Source organism: Enterobacter cloacae complex sp. IR5458, assembly GCF_049238025.1.
Lineage (GTDB): Bacteria > Pseudomonadota > Gammaproteobacteria > Enterobacterales > Enterobacteriaceae > Enterobacter > Enterobacter kobei.
This window is the reverse complement of sequence record NZ_JBMKIF010000002.1, coordinates 64,656-86,285: the sequence shown is the minus strand read 5'-3', so window position 1 is coordinate 86,285 and position 21,630 is coordinate 64,656. Positions and strand designations below refer to the sequence as shown.

At 53.6% G+C, this 21,630-nt stretch carries 25 protein-coding genes and 1 other annotated feature; of the genes, 9 read left to right on the top strand and 16 right to left on the bottom strand.

The window, feature by feature from the left end:
- Positions 1-26: 26 nt before the first annotated feature.
- The 13 genes from ACOTYN_RS01860 to thrS all read right to left on the bottom strand — a co-directional run bounded on the left by ACOTYN_RS01860 (position 27) and on the right by thrS (position 11,164).
- Complete coding sequence (locus ACOTYN_RS01860) at positions 27-737, bottom strand: EAL domain-containing protein (RefSeq protein ID WP_014883496.1); 711 nt, start codon at positions 735-737, stop codon at positions 27-29.
- Between the two features lie 292 nt (positions 738-1,029).
- Positions 1,030-1,494 carry a C40 family peptidase gene (locus ACOTYN_RS01855; RefSeq protein WP_014883495.1) on the bottom strand — a complete coding sequence of 155 codons (465 nt, stop codon included), beginning with the start codon at positions 1,492-1,494 and terminating at the stop codon, positions 1,030-1,032.
- Positions 1,495-1,568: 74 nt separating this feature from the next.
- Positions 1,569-2,324, bottom strand: a complete 756-nt coding sequence (gene btuD / locus ACOTYN_RS01850; protein WP_213783658.1) for a vitamin B12 ABC transporter ATP-binding protein BtuD — start codon at positions 2,322-2,324, stop codon at positions 1,569-1,571.
- A complete protein-coding gene (locus ACOTYN_RS01845) occupies positions 2,324-2,875 on the bottom strand; it encodes a glutathione peroxidase (protein WP_014883493.1) in 552 nt (183 codons plus the stop codon). The genes btuD and ACOTYN_RS01845 overlap by 1 nt, the downstream gene beginning before the upstream one ends.
- Before the next feature lie 33 nt (positions 2,876-2,908).
- On the bottom strand, positions 2,909-3,889 hold the full coding sequence (gene btuC / locus ACOTYN_RS01840) for a vitamin B12 ABC transporter permease BtuC (RefSeq protein ID WP_032636886.1): 981 nt from the start codon (positions 3,887-3,889) through the stop codon (positions 2,909-2,911).
- A 103-nt stretch (positions 3,890-3,992) separates the two neighbouring features.
- Positions 3,993-4,292 carry an integration host factor subunit alpha gene (gene ihfA / locus ACOTYN_RS01835; protein WP_003857805.1) on the bottom strand — a complete coding sequence of 100 codons (300 nt, stop codon included), beginning with the start codon at positions 4,290-4,292 and terminating at the stop codon, positions 3,993-3,995.
- A gap of 4 nt (positions 4,293-4,296) precedes the next feature.
- Positions 4,297-6,684: a phenylalanine--tRNA ligase subunit beta gene (gene pheT / locus ACOTYN_RS01830; RefSeq protein ID WP_014883491.1), complete on the bottom strand. Its 2,388-nt coding sequence runs from the start codon at positions 6,682-6,684 to the stop codon at positions 4,297-4,299.
- A 15-nt stretch (positions 6,685-6,699) separates the two neighbouring features.
- Positions 6,700-7,683, bottom strand: coding sequence for a phenylalanine--tRNA ligase subunit alpha (gene pheS, locus ACOTYN_RS01825; protein ID WP_010426091.1), 984 nt, complete (start codon positions 7,681-7,683; stop codon positions 6,700-6,702).
- A 62-nt stretch (positions 7,684-7,745) separates the two neighbouring features.
- Positions 7,746-7,870: a sequence feature (Phe leader region), on the bottom strand.
- A complete protein-coding gene (gene pheM / locus ACOTYN_RS01820; RefSeq protein ID WP_001386830.1) occupies positions 7,821-7,865 on the bottom strand; it encodes a pheST operon leader peptide PheM in 45 nt (14 codons plus the stop codon). (Overlaps the previous feature by 45 nt.)
- 117 nt (positions 7,871-7,987) lie before the next feature.
- On the bottom strand, positions 7,988-8,344 hold the full coding sequence (gene rplT, locus ACOTYN_RS01815; protein WP_000124850.1) for a 50S ribosomal protein L20: 357 nt from the start codon (positions 8,342-8,344) through the stop codon (positions 7,988-7,990).
- A gap of 50 nt (positions 8,345-8,394) precedes the next feature.
- On the bottom strand, positions 8,395-8,592 hold the full coding sequence (gene rpmI / locus ACOTYN_RS01810) for a 50S ribosomal protein L35 (protein ID WP_001124225.1): 198 nt from the start codon (positions 8,590-8,592) through the stop codon (positions 8,395-8,397).
- A 97-nt stretch (positions 8,593-8,689) separates the two neighbouring features.
- Positions 8,690-9,232 carry a translation initiation factor IF-3 gene (infC, locus tag ACOTYN_RS01805; protein WP_059287945.1) on the bottom strand — a complete coding sequence of 181 codons (543 nt, stop codon included), beginning with the start codon at positions 9,230-9,232 and terminating at the stop codon, positions 8,690-8,692.
- 3 nt (positions 9,233-9,235) lie between these two features.
- Positions 9,236-11,164: a threonine--tRNA ligase gene (gene thrS, locus ACOTYN_RS01800; RefSeq protein ID WP_014883490.1), complete on the bottom strand. Its 1,929-nt coding sequence runs from the start codon at positions 11,162-11,164 to the stop codon at positions 9,236-9,238.
- 321 nt (positions 11,165-11,485) lie between these two features.
- Between thrS and yncL the strand changes: the two genes are divergently transcribed.
- Positions 11,486-11,578, top strand: a complete 93-nt coding sequence (gene yncL / locus ACOTYN_RS01795; protein ID WP_071819746.1) for a stress response membrane protein YncL — start codon at positions 11,486-11,488, stop codon at positions 11,576-11,578.
- Between the two features lie 98 nt (positions 11,579-11,676).
- Positions 11,677-11,784 carry a small membrane protein YniD gene (gene yniD / locus ACOTYN_RS01790; RefSeq protein WP_008500658.1) on the top strand — a complete coding sequence of 36 codons (108 nt, stop codon included), beginning with the start codon at positions 11,677-11,679 and terminating at the stop codon, positions 11,782-11,784.
- Positions 11,785-11,845: 61 nt separating this feature from the next.
- On the opposite strand, the gene ACOTYN_RS01785 is transcribed toward yniD, so the two are convergent.
- Positions 11,846-12,604: a DUF481 domain-containing protein gene (locus ACOTYN_RS01785; protein ID WP_014883489.1), complete on the bottom strand. Its 759-nt coding sequence runs from the start codon at positions 12,602-12,604 to the stop codon at positions 11,846-11,848.
- 296 nt (positions 12,605-12,900) lie between these two features.
- Here ACOTYN_RS01785 and pfkB point away from each other — a divergent pair, with 296 nt between their 5' ends.
- From pfkB to ACOTYN_RS01770, 3 genes are all read left to right on the top strand, one after another.
- Positions 12,901-13,833 (top strand): 6-phosphofructokinase II, encoded by a 933-nt coding sequence (gene pfkB / locus ACOTYN_RS01780; protein WP_045135060.1) that lies wholly within the window; start codon positions 12,901-12,903, stop codon positions 13,831-13,833.
- Between the two features lie 103 nt (positions 13,834-13,936).
- Complete coding sequence (gene ghoS, locus ACOTYN_RS01775) at positions 13,937-14,227, top strand: type V toxin-antitoxin system endoribonuclease antitoxin GhoS (protein WP_014883487.1); 291 nt, start codon at positions 13,937-13,939, stop codon at positions 14,225-14,227.
- A 105-nt stretch (positions 14,228-14,332) separates the two neighbouring features.
- Positions 14,333-15,193 (top strand): fructosamine kinase family protein, encoded by an 861-nt coding sequence (locus ACOTYN_RS01770; RefSeq protein ID WP_014883486.1) that lies wholly within the window; start codon positions 14,333-14,335, stop codon positions 15,191-15,193.
- 36 nt (positions 15,194-15,229) lie between these two features.
- On the opposite strand, the gene ACOTYN_RS01765 is transcribed toward ACOTYN_RS01770, so the two are convergent.
- On the bottom strand, positions 15,230-15,766 hold the full coding sequence (locus ACOTYN_RS01765; protein ID WP_023332771.1) for a YniB family protein: 537 nt from the start codon (positions 15,764-15,766) through the stop codon (positions 15,230-15,232).
- A 148-nt stretch (positions 15,767-15,914) separates the two neighbouring features.
- Here ACOTYN_RS01765 and hxpB point away from each other — a divergent pair, with 148 nt between their 5' ends.
- The 3 genes from hxpB (at position 15,915) to tcyP (ending at position 18,796) form a co-directional block, all read left to right on the top strand.
- A complete protein-coding gene (hxpB, locus tag ACOTYN_RS01760) occupies positions 15,915-16,586 on the top strand; it encodes a hexitol phosphatase HxpB (protein WP_023332770.1) in 672 nt (223 codons plus the stop codon).
- A gap of 100 nt (positions 16,587-16,686) precedes the next feature.
- Complete coding sequence (locus tag ACOTYN_RS01755; protein WP_014883483.1) at positions 16,687-17,277, top strand: metal-dependent hydrolase; 591 nt, start codon at positions 16,687-16,689, stop codon at positions 17,275-17,277.
- A gap of 127 nt (positions 17,278-17,404) precedes the next feature.
- A complete protein-coding gene (gene tcyP, locus ACOTYN_RS01750; protein WP_014883482.1) occupies positions 17,405-18,796 on the top strand; it encodes a cystine/sulfocysteine:cation symporter in 1,392 nt (463 codons plus the stop codon).
- 47 nt (positions 18,797-18,843) lie between these two features.
- Here the strand turns inward: tcyP and cedA are convergent, their stop codons facing one another.
- Positions 18,844-19,119, bottom strand: coding sequence for a cell division activator CedA (cedA, locus tag ACOTYN_RS01745; RefSeq protein WP_226862265.1), 276 nt, complete (start codon positions 19,117-19,119; stop codon positions 18,844-18,846).
- 167 nt (positions 19,120-19,286) lie between these two features.
- Here cedA and katE point away from each other — a divergent pair, with 167 nt between their 5' ends.
- Positions 19,287-21,536, top strand: coding sequence for a catalase HPII (katE, locus tag ACOTYN_RS01740; RefSeq protein WP_045269448.1), 2,250 nt, complete (start codon positions 19,287-19,289; stop codon positions 21,534-21,536).
- The last annotated feature ends 94 nt before the right edge of the window (positions 21,537-21,630 follow it).

Here is a 21,630-nt window from a genome sequence, read left to right as displayed (position 1 = left end):
AACACGGGCGAAAGACAGGGTTATCGCTACTGAACCAGCGTCGTGACATGCTCCGCCGGGACAGCGGGCCACAGCGTGCCCTGCATGGCGCCAAAATTGAAGGACAAGACGCGTTGCAGCAGACCGTGGTCGTCAATACCTGAGACGATCACCGACTGGCAGTGCGGCGTTATTTGCCAGAGGATAGCGCGCATAAAAGGTTCGAAAGAGAGCTCCGAAGCCCGCTGCTGGATGAAACCTTTATCGAGAATCACCCGTTTAAATAATCCATCATAGACAGCTTTGAGCGATGCCGCGCCTGCACCAAAGTTTGCGAGGACCAGCGGGAAATGGATCGCCATTCTCGCCAGTTGCAGATCATCCTTTCCGTTATTTAAACCTGGATAATTCTCATTAACAGTAAACTCAAGAAAAGGATACCGCTCAAGAATTGAAACAGCATTCCCATTACTTAATAAAAATTCAACAATAGCCGGTGTAATATTGATCCATGCAATTAACTGATGCTGAATAAAAAACAGTTTACATGTATCAAGCAATTGCAGTTTTTCGTTAAACAGCGCTAACTCTTCTGCCGCGGAAAGCCGGGGGATAACGAGCTCAGTGGGGATCCTCACATCGGTGCCGACGCCAGTAAAGTTAACCAGAACCTCTAAACCTTTAAGCTCGCCAGCACTATTACGTGCTGGCAAAAGCATCAGTTCAGACTGGTATGCATTATCTAGCGTAATCATCATTGCACTCGCCCCGCATTAAAGATGAGAGAGGACATCCTGGAGCAATTGCCGACACAATTCCACTGTCTTGATTTTAATAAGTTTAATTTCATTAGTTCCGTATTAATTTTCAGATTTATCCCTGAATCTAAAATAATCTTATCCTGGTTACAGAGTAATAGCCAGTTTTAGATAAAACAGACACATAAGGATGACGCTAATTTTAGGTAAATTTAACTTTAATCAGCTTATTCAAGAAAAACCGGCATGATTTAATAGTTACCCTGCCGGCAGTGAGACGTGTTCGGGCAGATTAAATACGTCGTGCCTGCCAGAAATTTTTACGCCAGTAAACATTATCCAGAGAAGAGCGCATCACCCCACGGCTTGTTGAGGCATGAATAAACTGGTTGTCCGTGTCATAAATGCCGACATGCAGGCCACTTTCTCCCGAACCGGTTTTGAAAAAGACCAGGTCTCCCGGCAGCAGGTCGTCTTTATCAATTTCAGTCCCAATTTCAGCCTGCTTGCGCGTTTCGCGCGGAAGCTGTAAATCAAACTTGTCACGAAACGTCATCAGCACAAAACCAGAGCAGTCCACCCCGCCGCGACTCATACCGCCGTAGCGATAAGGCGTCCCGCGCCAGTTGCTCAGCTGGTCGTTCAGACTGGCAATGACGGTGATAGAATCTGAAAGCCGCGGATTAGGCGGCGGTGCACGATGGCTGCTGCATCCCGCAAGAAAGAGTGCCGCCACCAGGATAAACCAGAATCGCATTTTCAGACGAATCCTCTGCTTTTATTGTTCTTTCGGTAATTTAGCGCGCAATTGTGTTAACAGGCAAGAAACGGTTACTCCTGCCCCGTAGAAATCAGCATCTTATGTCCCTCGATATCCAGCCTGCGGAACGACATGTTATAGGCACGTGCCAGATGTGGCGGCGTAAGAACCTGGTCCCGCGCGCCGCTGGCAATCATCCTGCCGCGCGACAGTAGCCACACCCGATGGGCATGGCGCAACGTATGGTTAAGGTCGTGGCTGCTCATCACCACGGCAATACCTTTCCGGCTCAACGCGCTTAACAGCGAATCCAGCGCCGCCTGCTGGGCGACATCCAGACCACTCATGGGTTCGTCCAGGAGCAACATCCGCCCGTGAGGGTTGCCTGCGGGGTGGATCTGCAGAATGACCGCCGCCAGACGCACTCGCTGCCATTCACCGCCGGAAAGCTGGCTGGCATGGCGGGGCAGTTTATCTTCCAGTCCTAACGCCGCCGCCACCTCCGTAAGCAGTGCCGTATTCTGTTTGTCGTGCAAATGCAGCATCAGATAATGCCAGACCGGCATCGCAAACGGCGGTACCTGCAACTGCACCAGATAGCTGCGCCGGTGGGCCAGCGAGCCGGGAGACCAGTCGGCAAGAGGATGTTCCAGCAGTGTGATCTGCCCGGGCCCGGTGGTCAGCCCTGCCATCCGCGCCAGCAGCGTGCTTTTCCCCGCGCCGTTTGGCCCAACCAGATGCAGGATTTCCCCCGCATTGATAGCGCCGGTCATCGGCTCCAGACGCCCCTTCTCGGCGACGTCCGTGAGCTGCATCAGCAGTGACATTATTTTGCCAGCGCCAGCTTGATCGATTCCATGACAATCGGATCCTCAGGCGTCATATCCGGCGAGAAGCGCTGAACGACCTGGCCGTCGCGACCGATCAGGAATTTTTCGAAGTTCCACAGAATATCGTCCGGATAGAGCGGCGCGCGGCCTTTGCTGGCCATACGCTCGTAAAAACCACTGCCCTCAGGCGCAACGGCCTTCGGCGCGGCAGCAATCAGCTTCGCGTATAGCGGATGGCGATCTTCACCGTTAACATCAATTTTGCTGAACATCGGGAACGTTACGCCATAGGTGGTGCTGCAGAAGGTTTTGATCTCTTCTTCGCTGCCCGGCTCCTGGCCCAGGAACTGGTTGCACGGGAAGCCCAGCACGGTGAAACCGTCTTTCTCCCAGGCTTTCTGAATGTTCTCCAGCTGTTCGTACTGTGGCGTCAGGCCGCATTTGGACGCCACGTTGACGATAAGCAACACGTTGCCTTTGTAGCTTTCCAGCGTGGTTTTCTCACCATCAATGGTCGTCACTTCGGTATTCAGGATATCAGTCTGCATAGCATTCCCTCAGGTTGTCTTACGGGTCGTTTTTTAACGTCCGGATTTTAATAGTAGCCAGATAAAGACTGGCGCGCCCAGCGTGGCGGTTACCACACCAATCGGTAACTCCGCGGCTGTCAGGGCAAGACGAGCGATGATATCAGCCACCAGCAGCGTGACGGCTCCGGCCACGGCCGAAGCCGGAAGCAAGGTTCGATGGTCCGTGAAGCCACAAAGACGCAGCATATGCGGGATAACCAGCCCGATAAAACCAATCGCTCCCGCCAGCGCCACGCTCACGCCCACCAGCCAACCGATGGCAATGACCAGCACGTTACGCCAGAACGCCATCGGCATGCCGAGCTGACGGGCTGAGATTTCCCCCAGCGCGAGCATGTTCAGCGGCTGCGCCTGCAGGGCAGCCCATACAATCCCAGGCACCAGAAGCGCCATCAGCCACCCCTGATGCCAGTCAACGCCACCAAAACCGCCCATCATCCAGTACATCAGCTGACGCAAGTCAAAGGAGGTCGAGAAGTATACCGCCCAGGTCATTAGCGCGCTGCAGATGATCCCCAGCGCAACCCCGGCAAGCAGCAGGCGGCTGGTCGACAAGTGCCGTCTGGCAAAGCGAAGCAGGATGATGGTGATCAGTAATGCGCCGAGAATGGCACTGAGGCTAATGCTCCATGCGGAGAGTTCTCCCCCGCCCAGCATTACCGCCGCAATCAGCCCGACGCCTGCACCGTTCGACACCCCGAGCAGCCCAGGTTCCGCCAGCGGGTTTTCAAACAGCGCCTGCATAACGGTACCTGACAGCGCCAGTGCAGCACCGACCAGCATCACCGCTACGGTGCGCGGCAGACGAATTTGCCAGACGAAGAGTTGCCCGTCAGGCCCCAGCCAGCGTTCGGGCCCAATCCAGCTGTCGCCCGCGCAGAGGCTGATACCCGCGGCGACAATCAGCAACAGCGCCAGCAATAGCAAGCGACGTTGGTCGGAACGGTGTTGGCGATGAGCATAATCAAGCATGAGCGTGGTTTTATTAGCGTGTGATGTCTTTGATTTTACGGTCGGTTTGCCAGAGAGCGCAAAGAAAAAAGGCCGCGTGGGCGGCCTTTTTGGTTAGTTCATATTACTCTGCTTTGGGCGTTGCGTTTTCGACACGGCTTTTTAACTTCTGGCCGGGTCTGAAGGTCACCACGCGGCGGGCTGTAATGGGAATATCTTCCCCCGTCTTCGGGTTACGGCCCGGACGTTGGTTTTTGTCTCGCAAATCAAAATTGCCAAAACCGGAGAGTTTTACCTGCTCACCATTTTCCAGAGCACGACGGATCTCTTCGAAAAACAGCTCTACCAGCTCTTTGGCATCCCGTTTGCTAAGCCCAAGCTTATCAAACAGATATTCTGACATTTCAGCTTTTGTAAGCGCCATAGGTTCAATCCCTCAATGATGCCTGGAATCGCTCTTTTAATGCCTCTACACATTTGGCGACGGTAGCGGCAATCTCCTCTTCTTCGAGTGTACGGCTGGTATCCTGAAGGATAAGGCTGATAGCGAGGCTCTTGAAACCTTCTGCTACGCCCTTGCCGCGGTACACGTCAAATAAGTTTACGCCAACTACCTGATTTACGCCAACTTTCTTACATTCGGCCAAAATATCTGCTGCGGGAACGTTTTCCGCGACCACAACCGCGATATCACGGCGGTTCGCCGGGAAGCGGGAGACGTCCTGCGCCTGAGGAATGACGCGGTCTGCAACCGGGCTCCACTCCAGCTCAAACACGATGGTACGGCCGTTCAGGTCCAGCTTACGCTCCAGCTCAGGATGAACAACACCAATGAAACCAATGCGTTTGCCGTCTAAATAGATCGCCGCACTCTGGCCCGGATGCAGGGCTGGAATCGCTTCTGCACGGAATTCAATTTCAGATAATTTACCGGTCAGATCCAGAATGGCTTCCAGATCGCCTTTCATATCGTAGAAATCAACCGTACCTTTTGCCAGGTCCCAGTGCTCTTCATAACGGTTGCCACTGATAGCACCAGCCAGCATGAGATCCTGACGGATGCCTAAATTTGCCTGATTATCCGGTACAAAGCGCAAACCGCTTTCGAAAATTCGCACGCGGTTTTGCTGGCGATTCTGGTTGTAAACGATAGTGCCCAGCAGCCCGGTCCACAGGGACAGACGCATTGCGGACATTTCGCTGGAGATTGGGCTTGGCAGGATCAACGCCTCCTCGCCCGGGTGGATCAGTTGCTGCAGCTTAGGATCAACAAAGCTGTAGGTGATCACTTCCTGGTAGCCTTTGTCGTTAAGCATGGTTTTCACACGCTTCAGGGACAGGTCGGCTTCACGATGGGTACCCATCACCAGACCGGCCTGAACGGGCTCGTCCGGGATGTTGTTGTAGCCGTATACGCGGGCCACTTCTTCCACCAGATCTTCTTCGATTTCCATGTCAAAACGCCAGGATGGCGCAACGGCTTTCCACTCGTCCTGACCTTCGGTCACTTCACAGCCCAGACGCGTCAGAATGTCGGTCACCTGGGCATCGGCAACATGATGACCAATCAGGCGATCGAGCTTGCTGCGGCGCAGGGTAATGGTTGCGCGTTTCGGCAGCGTCGCTTCGTGAGTGACATCGATAACCGGACCGGCTTCACCGCCGCAGATGTCAATCAGCAGGCGAGTCGCTCGCTCCATCGCTTTGTACTGCAGCGCAGGGTCAACGCCACGCTCGTAGCGGTGAGACGCATCGGTGTGCAGGCCATGACGGCGTGCGCGACCGGTGATAGAGAGCGGGCTGAAGAAGGCGCATTCCAGCAGGACGTTTTGCGTTTCGTCATTTACCCCAGAGTGTTCGCCACCGAAGATACCGCCCATCGCCAGCGCTTTGCTGTGGTCAGCAATCACCAGCGTATCCGCGTTCAGCTTCGCTTCGGTGCCGTCAAGCAGAACCAGGGTTTCGCCCTCTTTTGCCATACGGACAACAATACCGCCTTCGATACGATCTTTATCGAACGCATGCATTGGCTGACCCAGTTCCAGCAGAACGTAGTTGGTGACGTCAACCACCGCGTCGATAGAGCGAATGCCGCAGCGGCGCAGCTTCTCTTTCATCCACAGTGGTGTTGGCGCTTTCACGTTGATGCCTTTTACCACGCGGCCGAGGTATCGTGGGCAAGCATCCGCGGCGTCAACCTGAATAGGCAGTACGTCACTGATGGTCGCTTCTACCGGTACGATCTCCGGCGCGTTCAGTTCGGTCTGGTTCAGCACGGCCACGTCGCGCGCCACGCCGATGATACCTAAGCAATCAGCGCGGTTTGGCGTAACGCTGATCTCGATGGTGTTGTCATCAAGCTTCAGGTATTCGCGGATATCGGTGCCAATTGGCGCATCCAGCGGCAGCTCAATGATGCCGTTGTGATCGTCGGAAATACCCAGCTCGGAGAAGGAGCACAGCATACCTTCAGAAGGCTCACCGCGCAGTTTAGCCGCTTTAATTTTGAAATCACCCGGCAGTACCGCACCCACGGTTGCCACGGCGACTTTCAGGCCCTGACGGCAGTTTGGCGCACCGCAAACGATGTCCAGCAGGCGGTCGCCGCCGACATTCACTTTTGTCACGCGCAGTTTGTCGGCGTTCGGATGCTGGCCGCACTCGACCACTTCACCGACCACGACGCCGGTGAAGGCACCGGAAACCGGCTCAACGCCGTCAACTTCCAGGCCCGCCATGGTGATCTGGTCAGACAGCGCGTCGCTGTCCAGCGTGGTATTGACCCATTCGCGTAACCACAGTTCACTGAATTTCATTGTTCTGTCCTGCCCTTATTTAAACTGTTTGAGGAAACGCAGATCGTTTTCGAAGAATGCACGTAAATCGGTCACACCGTAACGCAGCATGGTCAGACGCTCCATGCCCATACCGAAGGCAAAGCCGGAGTACACTTCCGGATCGATACCGACGTTGCGCAGTACATTTGGATGCACCATGCCGCAACCCAGCACTTCCAGCCATTTGCCGTTTTTGCCCATCACGTCAACTTCCGCAGACGGTTCAGTGAACGGGAAGTAGGATGGACGGAAACGAACCTGCAGGTCTTCCTCAAAGAAGTTGTTCAGGAAATCGTGCAGCGTGCCCTTCAGGTTGGTGAAGCTGATGTTTTTATCAACAATCAGACCTTCCATCTGGTGGAACATTGGGGTATGGGTCTGATCGTAATCGTTACGATAGACGCGACCCGGCGCGATGATGCGGATTGGCGGTTCCTGATCCTTCATGGTACGGATCTGTACGCCAGAGGTCTGGGTACGCAGCAGACGCGTGGCGTCAAACCAGAAAGTGTCGTGGTCAGCGCGAGCCGGATGATGGCCAGGAATATTCAGGGCATCGAAGTTGTGATAATCATCTTCAATTTCCGGGCCAGTCGCCACGGTAAAGCCGAGCTCACCGAAGAAACTTTCAATGCGATCGATGGTACGGGTAACCGGATGCAGCCCCCCGTTTTCGATACGGCGACCCGGCAGAGAAACGTCGATCGTCTCTGCGGCCAGGCGCGCATTCAGCACCGCGCTTTCCAGCTCGGCTTTACGCGCGTTCAGTGCCTGCTGCACCTGTTCTTTGGCTTCGTTAATCACCGCACCCGCTGCCGGGCGTTCTTCTGGCGGCAGTTCACGCAGGGTTGTCATTTGAAGGGTCAGGTGCCCTTTCTTCCCAAGATATTCGACGCGGACATTGTCTAACGCGGCAACATCTGAGGCCTGATTAATGGCGGCTGTTGCACTGGCAACCAGCTCTGCGAGATGTGACATGATTTTCCTCATTATGTCGGTGCAGACACCGATTTGGTGGAGTTATTCTCTCAAATTCAGATACAAAAAAAGCCTCCATCGGGAGGCTTATCTGGCGCTGTTTTTCGTTTCATCTTTCACGCGCTAGCCTCCTGGAGTCAGGTGCTAAAGTAAAAGAAGAAGCGGAAAATAGCAGCATTCATGCTTGCGTTACCTTGTTGGGTAAAAACCGTTGAGAACTTATTGAAAAGCCTGCACGGATAAATGTCAATCTTCTGATGGTGTTAAATGAAAAGAGGAGGCAAAGCCCCCTCTCTCAACTGGCTTATGCCAGTGCTGCTTTCGCTTTTTCGACCAGAGCGGTGAACGCTACTTTGTCGAATACTGCGATGTCAGCCAGGATCTTACGGTCGATTTCAACAGAGGCTTTTTTCAGGCCGTTGATGAATTTGCTGTAAGAAATACCGTTCTGACGTGCTGCTGCGTTGATACGCGCAATCCACAGTTGACGGAACTGACGCTTACGCTGACGACGGTCACGGTAAGCGTACTGACCTGCTTTGATAACAGCCTGGAAGGCAACGCGGTATACGCGTGAACGCGCACCGTAGTAGCCTTTAGCTTGTTTCAAAATTTTCTTGTGACGTGCACGTGCAATTACACCACGTTTTACGCGAGCCATGTGTGCTCTCCTGTATCTATTCTAAGTTAAAAAAGTTAAACGTTAACGACTTATGCGTACGGCAGGCACGCGATTACCAGGCCCAGATCGCCTTTAGAAACCATGGCTTTTGGACGCAGGTGACGTTTACGCTTGGTAGCTTTCTTAGTCAGAATGTGACGCAGGTTAGCGTGCTTGTGCTTAAAACCACCTTTACCGGTTTTTTTGAAGCGCTTAGCAGCACCGCGTACGGTCTTAATTTTTGGCATTTTAATAACTTCCACTTCGCATTGTTAAATAAACGAAACATAGGCGAACAAAACCTATGAAACCCGAAGGCTCCACAGATTTTGCTGCTTGAAGGCCTTACTGTTTCTTCTTAGGAGCGAGCACCATGATCATCTGACGGCCTTCGATCTTCGTAGGGAAGGATTCGACTACTGCCAGTTCACTCAGATCTTCACGGACGCGGTTAAGCACTTCCATACCGATCTGTTGGTGGGCCATTTCACGACCGCGGAAACGCAGTGTGATCTTGGCCTTATCGCCATCTTCCAGAAAGCGAATCAGGCTGCGGAGTTTTACCTGATAATCGCCATCGTCGGTACCAGGACGGAATTTGATTTCCTTAACCTGGATAACTTTTTGCTTCTTCTTCTGTTCCTTAGAAGACTTACTCTTTTCATAAAGGAACTTGCCGTAGTCCATGATACGACAAACTGGCGGTTCGGCGTTAGGGCTGATTTCAACTAAATCTACTCCAGCTTCTTCAGCCTTTTCGATTGCTTCTCTCAGACTCACAATCCCCAGCTGCTCGCCTTCCAGACCTGTTAAGCGAACTTCCTGGGCGCGAATCTCGCCATTGATACGATTCGGACGTGCCGTTTGAACTCGTTTTCCGCCTTTAATACCTTATTCCTCCAGTTGTTGAAGACTGCGGCTGCGAATCTCTTGTTGCAGCTTCTCAATCACTTCACTTACGTCCAGGCTGCCCAGGTCTTTACCACGGCGGGTGCGAACGGCAACTTTGCCTGCTTCCACCTCTTTATCACCACAGACCAACATATACGGGACACGACGTAAAGTGTGCTCGCGGATTTTAAAGCCAATCTTCTCATTTCTCAAGTCTGCTTTTACGCGAATGCCCGCATTTTGTAGTTTCTGCGTCAATTCTTTAACGTAATCTGCCTGAGAATCGGTAATGTTCATCACCACTACCTGCACTGGCGCAAGCCAGGTTGGGAAGAAGCCCGCGAACTCTTCGGTCAGGATGCCGATGAAGCGCTCCAGTGAACCGAGGATTGCACGGTGAATCATAACCGGTACCTGACGTTCGTTGTCTTCGCCAACATAAGAGGCGCTTAAACGCTGCGGCAGGGAGAAGTCCAGCTGTACAGTACCGCACTGCCATGCGCGATCGAGGCAGTCATACAGGGTAAATTCAATTTTCGGACCGTAGAATGCGCCCTCGCCCAGCTGGTATTCGAACGGAATACCGTTCTCTTCCAGCGCCACGGCGAGATCCGCTTCTGCGCGATCCCATGTCTCATCGCTACCGATACGTTTTTCCGGACGCGTTGAGAGTTTGACCACGATCTTCTCAAAGCCAAAGGTGCTGTACATATCGTAGACCATACGAATACAGGCGTTAACTTCATCACGAACCTGATCTTCAGTACAGAAGATATGCGCATCATCCTGAGTAAAGCCACGAACACGCATCAGACCGTGAAGCGCACCTGATGGCTCGTTACGGTGGCAGCTACCGAACTCCGCCATACGCAGCGGCAGGTCACGGTAGGATTTCAGACCCTGGTTGAAGATCTGAACGTGGCCCGGGCAGTTCATTGGCTTAATGCAGTATTCACGGTTCTCGGACGAGGTGGTGAACATCGCATCTTTGTAGTTGTCCCAGTGGCCGGTTTTTTCCCACAGCACACGGTCCATCATGAACGGGCCTTTTACTTCCTGGTACTGGTACTCTTTCAGCTTGGAGCGTACGAACGTTTCCAGTTCACGGAAGATGGTCCAGCCGTCGTTATGCCAGAATACCATACCCGGCGCTTCTTCCTGCATGTGATACAGGTCAAGCTGTTTACCGATTTTACGGTGGTCACGCTTCGCCGCTTCTTCCAGGCGCTGCAGATAGGCGTTCAGGGCTTTTTTATCGGCCCATGCGGTACCATAAATACGCTGCAACATTTTGTTGTTGCTGTCGCCACGCCAGTAGGCGCCTGCGATCTTCATCAGTTTAAAGTGATGACAGAAACGCATATTCGGCACGTGCGGTCCACGGCACATGTCGATGTATTCTTCGTGATGGTACAAGCCTGGCTTGTCATCATGAGAGATGTTCTCGTCAAGAATAGAGACTTTATAGCTCTCGCCACGCTTGACGAAGGTTTCACGCGCTTCGTGCCAGCTGACTTTCTTCTTGATGACGTCATAGTTCGTTTCGGCGAGCTCGTGCATACGTTTTTCGAGCGCGTCGATATCTTCCTGGGTCAGGGTGTGGTCAAGGTCAACGTCATAGTAGAAACCGTTGTCGATAACCGGACCAATCGCCATTTTGGTGTTTGGCCACAGCTGCTTGATAGCATGACCTAACAGGTGCGCACAGGAGTGACGAATGATCTCCAGACCTTCTTCGTCTTTCGCGGTGATGATTGCAAGCGTCGCATCGTTTTCAATCAGATCGGACGCATCAACCAGCTCACCGTTCACACGGCCGGCGATGGTCGCTTTCGCGAGGCCAGGACCGATATCCAGGGCAACATCCATTGGGCTAACAGCGCGGTCGAAATGGCGTTGGCTGCCATCAGGAAGAGTAATTACAGGCATTTTATATCCTTATTTGCAGTGATGCCCCACACATAAGAGCATATACAAAGAAAATAATCGTGATTAAACAGTAGATTACGAAACATCTGACCAACAATCGTCAAATTGGTTCGTTATCCTGCACCTGCCGAATTCAGATAAATGCGGGTTTACGGCAAGGGACTTAATGTTAACACTAACAGCAAGGGGATTGCACCCTCTGCTGCCACAATGAAGGACTGGCATGTTGCAGATAGTTGCAGATTGCGTCTCTCTGGCACTCGCATTTCGCCGATGCTGAGCTAACTTTGAACAGGCCTTTAAAATCCACAGGTGCTTACCATGAACGTATCCAGTAGAACGGTAGTGATATTAAATATCCTGTCAGCAACCGGTTTATTGTTGATTCTCGCCGATCGATTCCACTGGTTCTGAGCTGAACCCCATACCGGCATAACCCGATTGCTTCCGGGAAGGGGCATATTTCGGTCCCGTTTGATAGACTATGCGTATCAACGGACAAGGATTAGGTTATGCCAACAAAACGATTTGCCGTAAAACACTGGAAAATGGTGCTGGTGCTGATTGCCATCTGCGGCGCAATGCTGCTACTTCGTTGGGCGGCAATGATTTGGGGTTAGAGAATCAGAAGGGACGTCTGGCAGAGATGAGAAACGGGCCGATATTTTCGGCCCGCCATGATTACATTCTATAACCCAGTGAAACGGTGGTTCTGCGATCGGTATGTTCAGGCGCGCTTGCTGGTGGTGAAGAGTTCCAGGTCACGTTGTAGGCCACTTTCAAACCGAAGTGTTCATTGATAGCCACGTTCAGGGCACTTTCAGAGTTCAGCGTTGTATCCTCGGCACCAAACACAGACACACCCTGAGTGAATTTGGTGTTATCGGTCATCTGCCATGCGTAGGTACCTGACGCATAACCCAGCGGCTGGGTTTCATCTTCGCCGTTGGTGTACTCGTCGTAGCGAACACCAGGACCGAATTCAAAACGGAAGCTGTGTACAGGCCCATTCAGGAACTGACGACCATAACCCGTCGTGAATACATCACGCTGGCGATAGCCATTATAACGGTCGGTTAACCAGCTTGCCTGACCGAATATGTAGTCATAGTCGGTCATGTTGTAACGGCTACGTCCACCTGCCGCATATTTCTCGGAAGAGCGTTCATCGTTAGCGGACGTGTTGCTGGCATTCCCCCACAGCGACCATGCTGTGGTATTACCGTACCAGGTCAGGGTGCTGTCCGCCGTCAGAGAAGAGCTTTTTGTGTTACCTGATTGCGCGAGATACCCGGCATTCAGATTACCTTCGAAGGGTTTTTTGGCAGTGGAGGGATCGTCCATGACAGTAAAAACGGTGTCATCGGCGGTTGCATTCAGTGATGCAAATACGCCACCCGCCAGCATCAGTGCTGCGGGTACTGTCTTCAAAAGCTTCATTTTATTTAAGGAGTCCGTACAACAAAAAAAGAGACCACCACGGTCTCGGAAACTTTCTTGAGGATCAATGACAAGGCGTCCAGAGAAAGGTAACAAATTATAAAAAGGCGCAAATAACATAGCAATATTTTCTTATTTCATTTTTTGAATAAGAACGATCCCAAAGCGCGTTTTATTTTATATATCTTTTATCACGCTTGTTTCAGCATTCATTTTTAAAATCATACTGTTATTTACATTGCCTTCCTGTCGATCGGTGCCAGGCTTAAAAGAACCCATACTAAAAGGAGGTTATGATGGCTTCTATTTATACGCTGACACTCTCCCCTTCCCTCGACTCCGCGACTATCACCCCGCACATTTACCCTGAAGGTAAACTACGCTGTAGCGCCCCTGTGTTTGAGCCGGGCGGCGGCGGCATTAACGTGGCGCGCGCCATTACCCATCTTGGCGGTAAAGCCACCGCCATATTCCCTGCCGGGGGTGCCACGGGGGAACATCTTGTCTCTTTGCTGGCGGATGAACAGGTTGCCGTAGACACCGTAGCGGCCCAGGACTGGACCCGGCAGAATCTGCATGTCCACGTCGAATCCAGCGGGGAACAGTATCGTTTCGTGATGCCGGGCGCCAGACTGAGCGATGATGAGTTTCGTCAACTGGAAGAGAAGGTACTGACCATTGAAAGCGGCTCACTGCTGGTTATCAGCGGTAGTCTGCCGCCAGGCGTCAAAACGGAAAAGCTGACGGCGCTGGTTAAGGCAGTGCTTCAGCGTGGTATCCGCTGCATCGTCGACAGCTCAGGTGAAGCCCTGCAGGCGGCGTTAGTCCCCGGGCAGCTTGAACTCGTTAAACCTAACCAGAAAGAGCTTAGCGCGCTTGTGAATCGCGAACTTAACCAGCCTGATGACGTGCGCACCGCCGCAGAAGAACTGGTTCGCAGCGGCAAAGCGCACCGCGTGGTCGTCTCTCTCGGTCCTCAGGGGGCGCTGGCTGTCGACAAGACGGGCTTTGTGCAGGTTGTGCCGCCGCCCATGAAAAGCCAGAGTACCGTGGGTGCGGGTGACAGCATGGTCGGCGCGATGGCGCTAAAACTGGCGCAGGGTGCTTCTCTTCTGGAAATGACGCGTTATGGCGTCGCGGCGGGGAGTGCCGCCACCATTAATCAGGGGACGCGGCTGTGTTCGCTTGCCGATACGCAGAAAATCGTCGATTACCTTTCAAAAGACTGACCCCGATTCCCCTTCCCAACCGAAGGGGAATTTGCCTTAAAGTCGCCAAATATGGCATATCGACTATGCTAAAAAAACTTTCAGAATAACAACGAGGTGAATTATGAGCAGTGGTGATATCACCCGCTATGTCGCAACCATCAATCTTCGTGAAGCGTCGCTGACCGAGCTGAACGAGCTCAATAACGCCTTTACTCGCGCGAATTTTCTGCTCACGCTGACGGACGATGACGGCCATATTCATGATTTAGGCACGCTGACATTTGGTTTGATCGCGGCCCTGAGTGAAGAAGACGTTCACGCCCTGGCCGCCAGCCTGGTGGAAAGTGTGACCGACAAGCCCGCCGACATCACCGTGGAAACGTGGGAAAGCTGGCATAAAAAAGAACAATAAGTGCGCTGCATGAATTTAAACCGCTCAGGTGTGCGTTAGTTCGTATTTTTTTACCGCAATTATGCGCTAACTTTATGATCTGGCAGACAACATGGGAGAGTCAACATGTGGCAGGCTATCAGTCATCTTTTAAGTGAGCAACTGGGTGAAGGTGAAATTGAACTGCGTAACGAACTGCCAGGCGGAGAGATCCACGCCGCGTGGCATTTACGCTACGCAGGACGCGATCTTTTCGTGAAGTGTGATGAGCGAGAACTGCTCCCGATATTCACCGCTGAAGCCGACCAGCTGGAACTGTTGTCTCGCAGTAAAACGGTGACAGTACCGCAGGTGCTGGCTCTGGGCAGCGACCGGGACTACAGTTTCCTTGTCATGGACTATCTCCCTCCCCGCCCGCTGGATGCCCATAACGCCTTCATTCTCGGGCAACAGCTCGCGCGCCTGCACCAGTGGAGCGACCAGCCCCAGTTTGGGCTCGATTTTGACAACGACCTTTCCACTACCCCACAGCCCAACGCCTGGCAGCGTCGGTGGTCGACGTTTTTTGCCGAACAGCGCATCGGATGGCAGCTTGAACTGGCCGCCGAAAAAGGGCTGGAATTTGGCAATATTGATGCCATCGTTGAGCATGTACAACAGCGCCTGGCCTCCCATCAGCCGCAGGCATCTCTGCTGCACGGCGATTTATGGTCCGACAACTGCGCGCTGGGTCCCAACGGCCCCTATATCTTCGACCCGGCCTGCTACTGGGGTGACAGAGAGTGCGATCTGGCCATGCTGCCCCTGCATCCAGAGCAGCCCCCGCAAATATATGATGGCTATCAGTCAGTCTCCCCTCTGCCGTCCGATTTTCTCGAGCGCCAACCGGTGTATCAGCTTTATACGCTGATGAACCGCGCTATCCTTTTTGGCGGGCAGCATCTGGTCAACGCCCAGCGTGCGCTTGAACGCGTACTTGCGGCATAGGGACAAATCGGGTGGCCGTGCCGCCACCCTCATCTGTCAGAGAAAACCCAGCAGTGAGAAGAAGAAGTATCCCGCCACAATGATGATAATGGGGAGAATATAGAGCGGGAAAATTTGCAGGAAAATGGTGTGACGCGGTACCACAATGCGGGATTCAATCTGCTCCCGGCTCATTCCTTCCGGGCCTTTCGCCTGTTCCAGAATTAACTGATCCTCAACGCCTTCGCGCAGAAAACGGGTCTGGCGACTCATTCGCGCGCCGGATGCCTGTAACGCCATGGCAATAAAAATCAACGCATAGATGACCCAGAACCCAATATTAAGCTGCTGGTGAAAATCCGGCGTTGGCGAGTTGAACCAGAAGACATTCAGGAACGGGGTGTTGAACCGCATCATCTCAATCATGACATGCGCAAAATCAAGCATGACGGCATTTATGCCTGGCTGTTTTTCGCTGTGATCGTACATAAATTTGAGCACAGAAATCAGCGTAGAGATGACGGCGGGAATAAAAATCACCCAGCCAGCAATACGTTTTAAGACAGCAATGCGTCCAGCTTGTTGATACGTCATCAGTTCCTCTTCATAAAGACGCGTTATTTGTGGCTAAGTCTACCTGCTGGACAGCATTTTCGCCCGATCTTTGAAAGCAATATGCTAAATTGCTAAGTGTGCTTAGCACTTATCGTCTGTCGAACACCCTGGATAAGGAGACGTTGTGATGTCGACACCGCGCCAGATACTTGCCGCTATTTTTGACATGGATGGATTACTGATTGATTCCGAGCCGTTGTGGGATCGCGCCGAGCTGGACGTGATGGCCAGCCTGGGCGTTGATATCAGCCGCCGTAATGAACTTCCCGACACGCTGGGCCTGCGCATTGATATGGTCGTAGACCTCTGGTACGCCCACCAGCCGTGGAGTGGCCCAGATCGCGACGAAGTCACCGCGCGCATTATCAGCCGCGCCATCGCGCTGGTGGAGGAGAACAAGCCGCTATTGCCTGGCGTGCGTGAAGCGGTCGCGTTGTGTAAGGCTCAGGGGCTGAAGGTGGGCCTGGCCTCCGCTTCACCGCTGCATATGCTGGAAAAAGTGCTCATTATGTTTGAGCTGCGCGACAGTTTTGACGCCCTGGCGTCAGCTGAAAAGTTGCCCTACAGCAAACCGCATCCGCAGGTCTATATGGACTGCGCCGCTAAGCTTGGTCTTGATCCGCTTACCTGTGTCGCGCTGGAAGATTCCGTTAACGGCATGATCGCGTCCAAAGCCGCACGTATGCGCTCCATTGTGGTTCCGGCAGAGGAAGGCCGCCACGATCCCCGTTTTGCCCTTGCCGATGTGAAGCTTAATTCGCTGACAGAACTCACGGCGCATCACCTTAAGGGCGGCTAACAACATGCTCCATTTGTGACAAACAGTTACACCGTCACCTCTTCCGCCTACTGTATAAAAACCCTATACTGTATGAATTGACAGTTTCGTGGGTTTTATCATGACGGCGGAAGGCCACCTCCTTTTTTCCATAGCGTGCGCAGTATTTGCCAAAAACGCTGAACTCACTCCCGTGCTCGCACAGGGGGACTGGTGGCATATTGTCCCTTCCGCCGTATTGACCTGTCTGCTGCCCGATATTGATCATCCCAAATCATTTCTTGGGCAACGCCTGAAGTGGGTCTCGAAACCCATCGCCCGCGCGTTCGGCCACCGGGGGTTTACGCACAGCCTGCTGGCCGTTTTTGGGCTGCTTACCCTTTTTTATTTAAAAGTGCCCGAAAGCTGGATCGTCCCTGCTGATGCCATTCAGGGGATGGTGCTCGGCTACTTAAGCCATATTCTTGCCGATATGCTGACGCCCGCTGGCGTTCCACTTCTCTGGCCGTGTCGCTGGCGCTTTCGTTTTCCCATCCTTGCACCACAGAAAGGGAACCAGCTTGAGCGCGTATTGTGCATGGCGCTCTTCGCTTACGCCGTCTGGATGCCACAGACATTGCCCGAAAACAGTGCAGTGCGCTGGTCTTCGCAGATGATCAATTCGCTGCAATTTCAGTTCAATCGCTTTATTCATCACCAGATTGAACAGTAAACCAACAAAATCATTCCGTTTGTCATAAACCATTCCATTTGGATATAAGCGCAACATCACACTTCTGCTAACCTTCCGCCAACAGGATCGGGAAAAACCGATCCCATAATAAATCAGGAGAACGGGGATGAATTTTCCACTCATCGCGAACGTTGTTGTGTTCGTTGTATTGCTATTGCTTCTCGCGCAGACGCGCCACAAACAGTGGAGCCTGGCGAAAAAAGTGCTGGTTGGTCTGGCCATGGGTGTCGTATTTGGTCTGGCGTTGCAGGCGATTTATGGCTCCGATAATCCAGTTCTGAAAGACTCTATTCAGTGGTTCAACATTGTCGGCAACGGCTATGTCCAGCTGCTGCAGATGATCGTGATGCCGCTGGTGTTCGCCTCTATTCTGAGTGCCGTTGCCCGCCTACATAACGCCACTCAACTGGGTAAAATCAGTTTTCTGACCATTGGTACCCTGCTGTTTACCACGCTGATCGCCGCGCTGGTGGGTGTGCTGGTAACCAACCTGTTTGGCCTGACGGCCGAAGGTCTGGTGCAGGGCACGGCTGAGACAGCACGCCTGACCGCGATTCAAACCAACTACGTGGGTAAAGTAGCCGATCTGACGGTTCCGCAGATGGTGCTCTCCTTCATTCCGAAGAACCCGTTTGCTGACCTGACCGGCGCCAGCCCAACGTCCATCATCAGCGTGGTGATCTTCGCGGCATTCCTCGGTGTGGCCGCACTGAAGCTGCTGAAAGACGATGCGCCGAAAGGCGAGCGTGTGCTGACGGCGATTGATACCCTGCAAAGCTGGGTGATGAAGCTGGTGCGTCTGGTCATGCAGCTGACGCCATACGGCGTGCTGGCGCTGATGACCAAAGTGGTTGCGGGCTCTAACCTGCAGGACATCATTAAGCTGGGCAGTTTTGTCGTCGCCTCTTATCTGGGCCTGGGCATCATGTTCGTGGTGCACGGTATCCTGCTGGGCGTGAACGGCGTCAGCCCGCTGAAATACTTCCGCAAAGTCTGGCCGGTACTGACCTTTGCCTTCACCAGCCGCTCCAGCGCCGCGTCTATTCCACTGAACGTTGAAGCGCAGACCCGTCGCCTGGGCGTGCCAGAATCTATCGCCAGCTTCTCTGCGTCCTTTGGTGCCACCATCGGCCAGAACGGCTGTGCGGGTCTCTACCCGGCGATGCTGGCGGTGATGGTTGCCCCGACCGTGGGTATCAACCCGCTGGATCCGGTCTGGATCGCCACGCTGGTCGGCATTGTGACTATCAGTTCCGCCGGTGTTGCCGGTGTTGGTGGCGGCGCAACCTTCGCTGCGCTGATTGTGCTGCCTGCACTGGGTCTGCCAGTGACGCTGGTCGCGCTGCTGATCTCCGTTGAACCGCTGATCGACATGGGTCGTACCGCGCTGAACGTGAGCGGCTCCATGACCGCCGGTACGCTGACCAGCCAGTGGCTGAAGCAGACCGACAAAGCCATTCTGGAAAGTGAAGACGACGCCGAACTGGCGCACCGGTAATCGCCGGGAAATAAAAAAACCGCCTGGTGGCGGTTTTTTTATGGCTGTTATTCTTCAACCTCTTCATCCTGGCGGATTTGCACCGCCCATCGCTGGGCAGACTCCGGCACGGAAAACGTCGGCGATCGACGGAAATGCTCCCCCATCAGGACAAACGCCACATATTTACCACGAAGCTGCCAGACATCACGAAAACCCTCCACTTTCAGGGCATGGTCAGGCGGCGCTGGTTCCACGCGGGGCACATAGCTAATAACCTGGCGGTTTTGTTGACGAAGAGGTTTCATAAGCGACGGGTTCACTAAAGCAAATTCTTGAAGCAGGAAAATTCTATGATAGCCGATTCTGCTCCCTTCCGTCGCGCTCCGAATGGCTGAGAGGGCTCCTTTCGTTAATGGCGGCATGTGAAAACTCTTAGTTCGCGAGCTATCTCACGACATTGTTCTATCCTTAATAGGGTTTTTAGCAATGGATAAAGGAGAAGCGTGCAATGTCGAACAAAGATAATACACATCAATCACCGATTCATGGCACTGAAGAATCTCAACCGGGTATGGACTCTCTCGCCCCTGCTGACGGCTCTCACCGCCCCTCGCCAGGCCCTTCCGCCCCCGGCGAACAGCCTACCGCACCGGGAAGCATGAAATCACCGGACACCGGGAACGAGAAGCTGAAATCGCTTGAGCCACACCGTAAAGGTGGTGAAGGTTTTGCACTCACGACCAATCAGGGCGTGCGCATTGCTGACGATCAAAACTCTCTTCGCGCCGGCTCGCGCGGCCCCACCCTGCTGGAAGACTTTATCCTGCGGGAAAAAATTACCCATTTCGACCACGAGAGAATTCCGGAACGTATCGTTCACGCGCGCGGCTCGGCTGCGCATGGCTACTTCCAGCCGTACAAGAGCCTGAAAGCGATCACCAAAGCAGATTTCCTCTCCGACCCGGATAAAATTACCCCGGTGTTTGTCCGATTCTCCACCGTCCAGGGGGGCGCGGGTTCAGCAGACACGGTGCGTGATATTCGCGGTTTCGCCACCAAGTTTTATACCGAAGAGGGTATTTTTGATCTGGTGGGCAATAACACCCCGGTGTTTTTCATTCAGGATGCGCATAAATTTCCTGACTTTGTCCATGCGGTAAAACCGGAGCCCCACTGGGCCATACCGCAGGGACAAAGTGCGCACGACACCTTCTGGGACTATATCTCTCTGCAACCTGAAACGTTACACAACGTGATGTGGGCGATGTCTGACCGGGGTATTCCGCGCAGCTATCGCACGATGGAGGGGTTTGGTATTCACACCTTCCGTATGATTAACGCGGAAGGAAAAGCCACATTCGTCCGGTTCCACTGGAAGCCGGTGGCGGGCAAAGCCTCGCTGGTGTGGGATGAGGCGCAGAAGCTGACCGGGCGCGATCCAGACTTCCATCGTCGAGAGCTGTGGGAGTCCATTGAAGCCGGCGATTTCCCTGAATATGAACTGGGCCTGCAGCTCATTCCGGAAGAGGACGAATTTAAGTTTGATTTCGACCTTCTTGACCCGACCAAACTGATCCCCGAGGAGCTGGTGCCGGTTCAACTGGTGGGGAAAATGGTGCTCAACCGTAACCCGGATAATTTCTTTGCCGAGAACGAGCAGGCCGCGTTCCACCCGGGGCATATCGTGCCGGGACTGGATTTCACCAACGATCCGCTCTTACAGGGACGTTTGTTCTCGTACACCGATACGCAGATCAGCCGCCTTGGCGGGCCGAACTTCCACGAAATTCCAATTAACCGTCCGACCTGCCCGTACCACAATTTCCAGCGCGACGGGATGCATCGTCAGGATATTGATACCAATCCGGCTAACTACGAGCCTAACTCGATCAACGATAACTGGCCGCGCGAAACACCGCCAGGCCCGAAACGCGGAGGTTTTGAGTCGTACCAAGAGCGTATCGATGGCAACAAAATTCGCGAGCGCAGCCCTTCCTTCGGCGAGTATTACGCCCATCCTCGCCTCTTCTGGAACAGCCAGACGCCGATTGAGCAGCAGCACATCATCGGTGGCTTTAGCTTCGAGTTGAGTAAGGTGGTGCGCACCTACATCCGCGAGCGCGTGGTCGATCAGCTTGCGCACATTGATATTCAGCTCGCCCAGAGCGTGGCGGATAACCTGGGTATTACCCTGACCGACGAGCAGCGCAACCTTGCTCCGCCAAAAGAGGTCAACGGCGTGAAGAAAGATCCGTCGCTGAGTCTGTATGCGGTGCCAGGTGGCTCAATTAAAGGCCGCGTGGTCGCCATCCTGCTGAACGATAAAACCCGGGCCAGTGACGTACTGGGCATTATGCAGGCGCTGAAAACCCAGGGCGTACACGCCAAACTGCTTTATTCCCGAATGGGTGAAGTGACGGCTGATGACGGTTCCGTGCTGCCGGTGGCTGCGACCTTTGCCGGGGCACCCTCGCTGACCGTCGATGCGGTGATTGTGCCGTGCGGGGATATTGCCAGCCTGTTGAACAACGGTGACGCCGTCTATTACCTGCTGGAAGCTTATAAGCACCTGAAACCGATCGCGTTGTCCGGCGATGCGCGTCAGTTTAAATCCCAGCTGAAGGTTGCCGAGCAAGGTGAGGACGGCATTGTCGAGGGCGATAACGTGGACGACGCCTTTATGACGACGCTGTTTGACCTGCTCGCCGCTCACCGCGTCTGGTCACGCAGCAGCAAGATTGACCAGATCCCGGCGTAAAAAAATGCCGGGTGGCGCTTGCGCTTACCCGGCCTATAAAAGTTTGCAGACCGTTCGTAGGCCGGGTAAGGCGAAGCCGCCCCCCCGGCACTTC

Excerpts from the sequence above, each read along its gene's own strand:
- yncL (WP_071819746.1), top strand. The coding sequence starts at position 11,486 with ATGAACGTATCCAGTAGAACGGTAGTGATATTAAATATCCTGTCAGCA.
- tcyP (WP_014883482.1), top strand. The coding sequence starts at position 17,405 with ATGAATTTTCCACTCATCGCGAACGTTGTTGTGTTCGTTGTATTGCTA.
- rpmI (WP_001124225.1), bottom strand. The coding sequence starts at position 8,592 with ATGCCAAAAATTAAGACCGTACGCGGTGCTGCTAAGCGCTTCAAAAAA.
- pheS (WP_010426091.1), bottom strand. The coding sequence starts at position 7,683 with ATGTCACATCTCGCAGAGCTGGTTGCCAGTGCAACAGCCGCCATTAAT.
- ACOTYN_RS01785 (WP_014883489.1), bottom strand. The coding sequence starts at position 12,604 with ATGAAGCTTTTGAAGACAGTACCCGCAGCACTGATGCTGGCGGGTGGC.
- ACOTYN_RS01855 (WP_014883495.1), bottom strand. The coding sequence starts at position 1,494 with ATGCGATTCTGGTTTATCCTGGTGGCGGCACTCTTTCTTGCGGGATGC.
- ACOTYN_RS01755 (WP_014883483.1), top strand. The coding sequence starts at position 16,687 with ATGACGGCGGAAGGCCACCTCCTTTTTTCCATAGCGTGCGCAGTATTT.
- ACOTYN_RS01770 (WP_014883486.1), top strand. The coding sequence starts at position 14,333 with ATGTGGCAGGCTATCAGTCATCTTTTAAGTGAGCAACTGGGTGAAGGT.
- ACOTYN_RS01765 (WP_023332771.1), bottom strand. The coding sequence starts at position 15,766 with ATGACGTATCAACAAGCTGGACGCATTGCTGTCTTAAAACGTATTGCT.
- katE (WP_045269448.1), top strand. The coding sequence starts at position 19,287 with ATGTCGAACAAAGATAATACACATCAATCACCGATTCATGGCACTGAA.
- rplT (WP_000124850.1), bottom strand. The coding sequence starts at position 8,344 with ATGGCTCGCGTAAAACGTGGTGTAATTGCACGTGCACGTCACAAGAAA.
- btuC (WP_032636886.1), bottom strand. The coding sequence starts at position 3,889 with ATGCTTGATTATGCTCATCGCCAACACCGTTCCGACCAACGTCGCTTG.
- hxpB (WP_023332770.1), top strand. The coding sequence starts at position 15,915 with ATGTCGACACCGCGCCAGATACTTGCCGCTATTTTTGACATGGATGGA.
- ihfA (WP_003857805.1), bottom strand. The coding sequence starts at position 4,292 with ATGGCGCTTACAAAAGCTGAAATGTCAGAATATCTGTTTGATAAGCTT.
- ACOTYN_RS01845 (WP_014883493.1), bottom strand. The coding sequence starts at position 2,875 with ATGCAGACTGATATCCTGAATACCGAAGTGACGACCATTGATGGTGAG.
- thrS (WP_014883490.1), bottom strand. The coding sequence starts at position 11,164 with ATGCCTGTAATTACTCTTCCTGATGGCAGCCAACGCCATTTCGACCGC.
- ACOTYN_RS01860 (WP_014883496.1), bottom strand. The coding sequence starts at position 737 with ATGATGATTACGCTAGATAATGCATACCAGTCTGAACTGATGCTTTTG.
- pheT (WP_014883491.1), bottom strand. The coding sequence starts at position 6,684 with ATGAAATTCAGTGAACTGTGGTTACGCGAATGGGTCAATACCACGCTG.
- pfkB (WP_045135060.1), top strand. The coding sequence starts at position 12,901 with ATGGCTTCTATTTATACGCTGACACTCTCCCCTTCCCTCGACTCCGCG.
- yniD (WP_008500658.1), top strand. The coding sequence starts at position 11,677 with ATGCCAACAAAACGATTTGCCGTAAAACACTGGAAAATGGTGCTGGTG.
- btuD (WP_213783658.1), bottom strand. The coding sequence starts at position 2,324 with ATGTCACTGCTGATGCAGCTCACGGACGTCGCCGAGAAGGGGCGTCTG.
- ghoS (WP_014883487.1), top strand. The coding sequence starts at position 13,937 with ATGAGCAGTGGTGATATCACCCGCTATGTCGCAACCATCAATCTTCGT.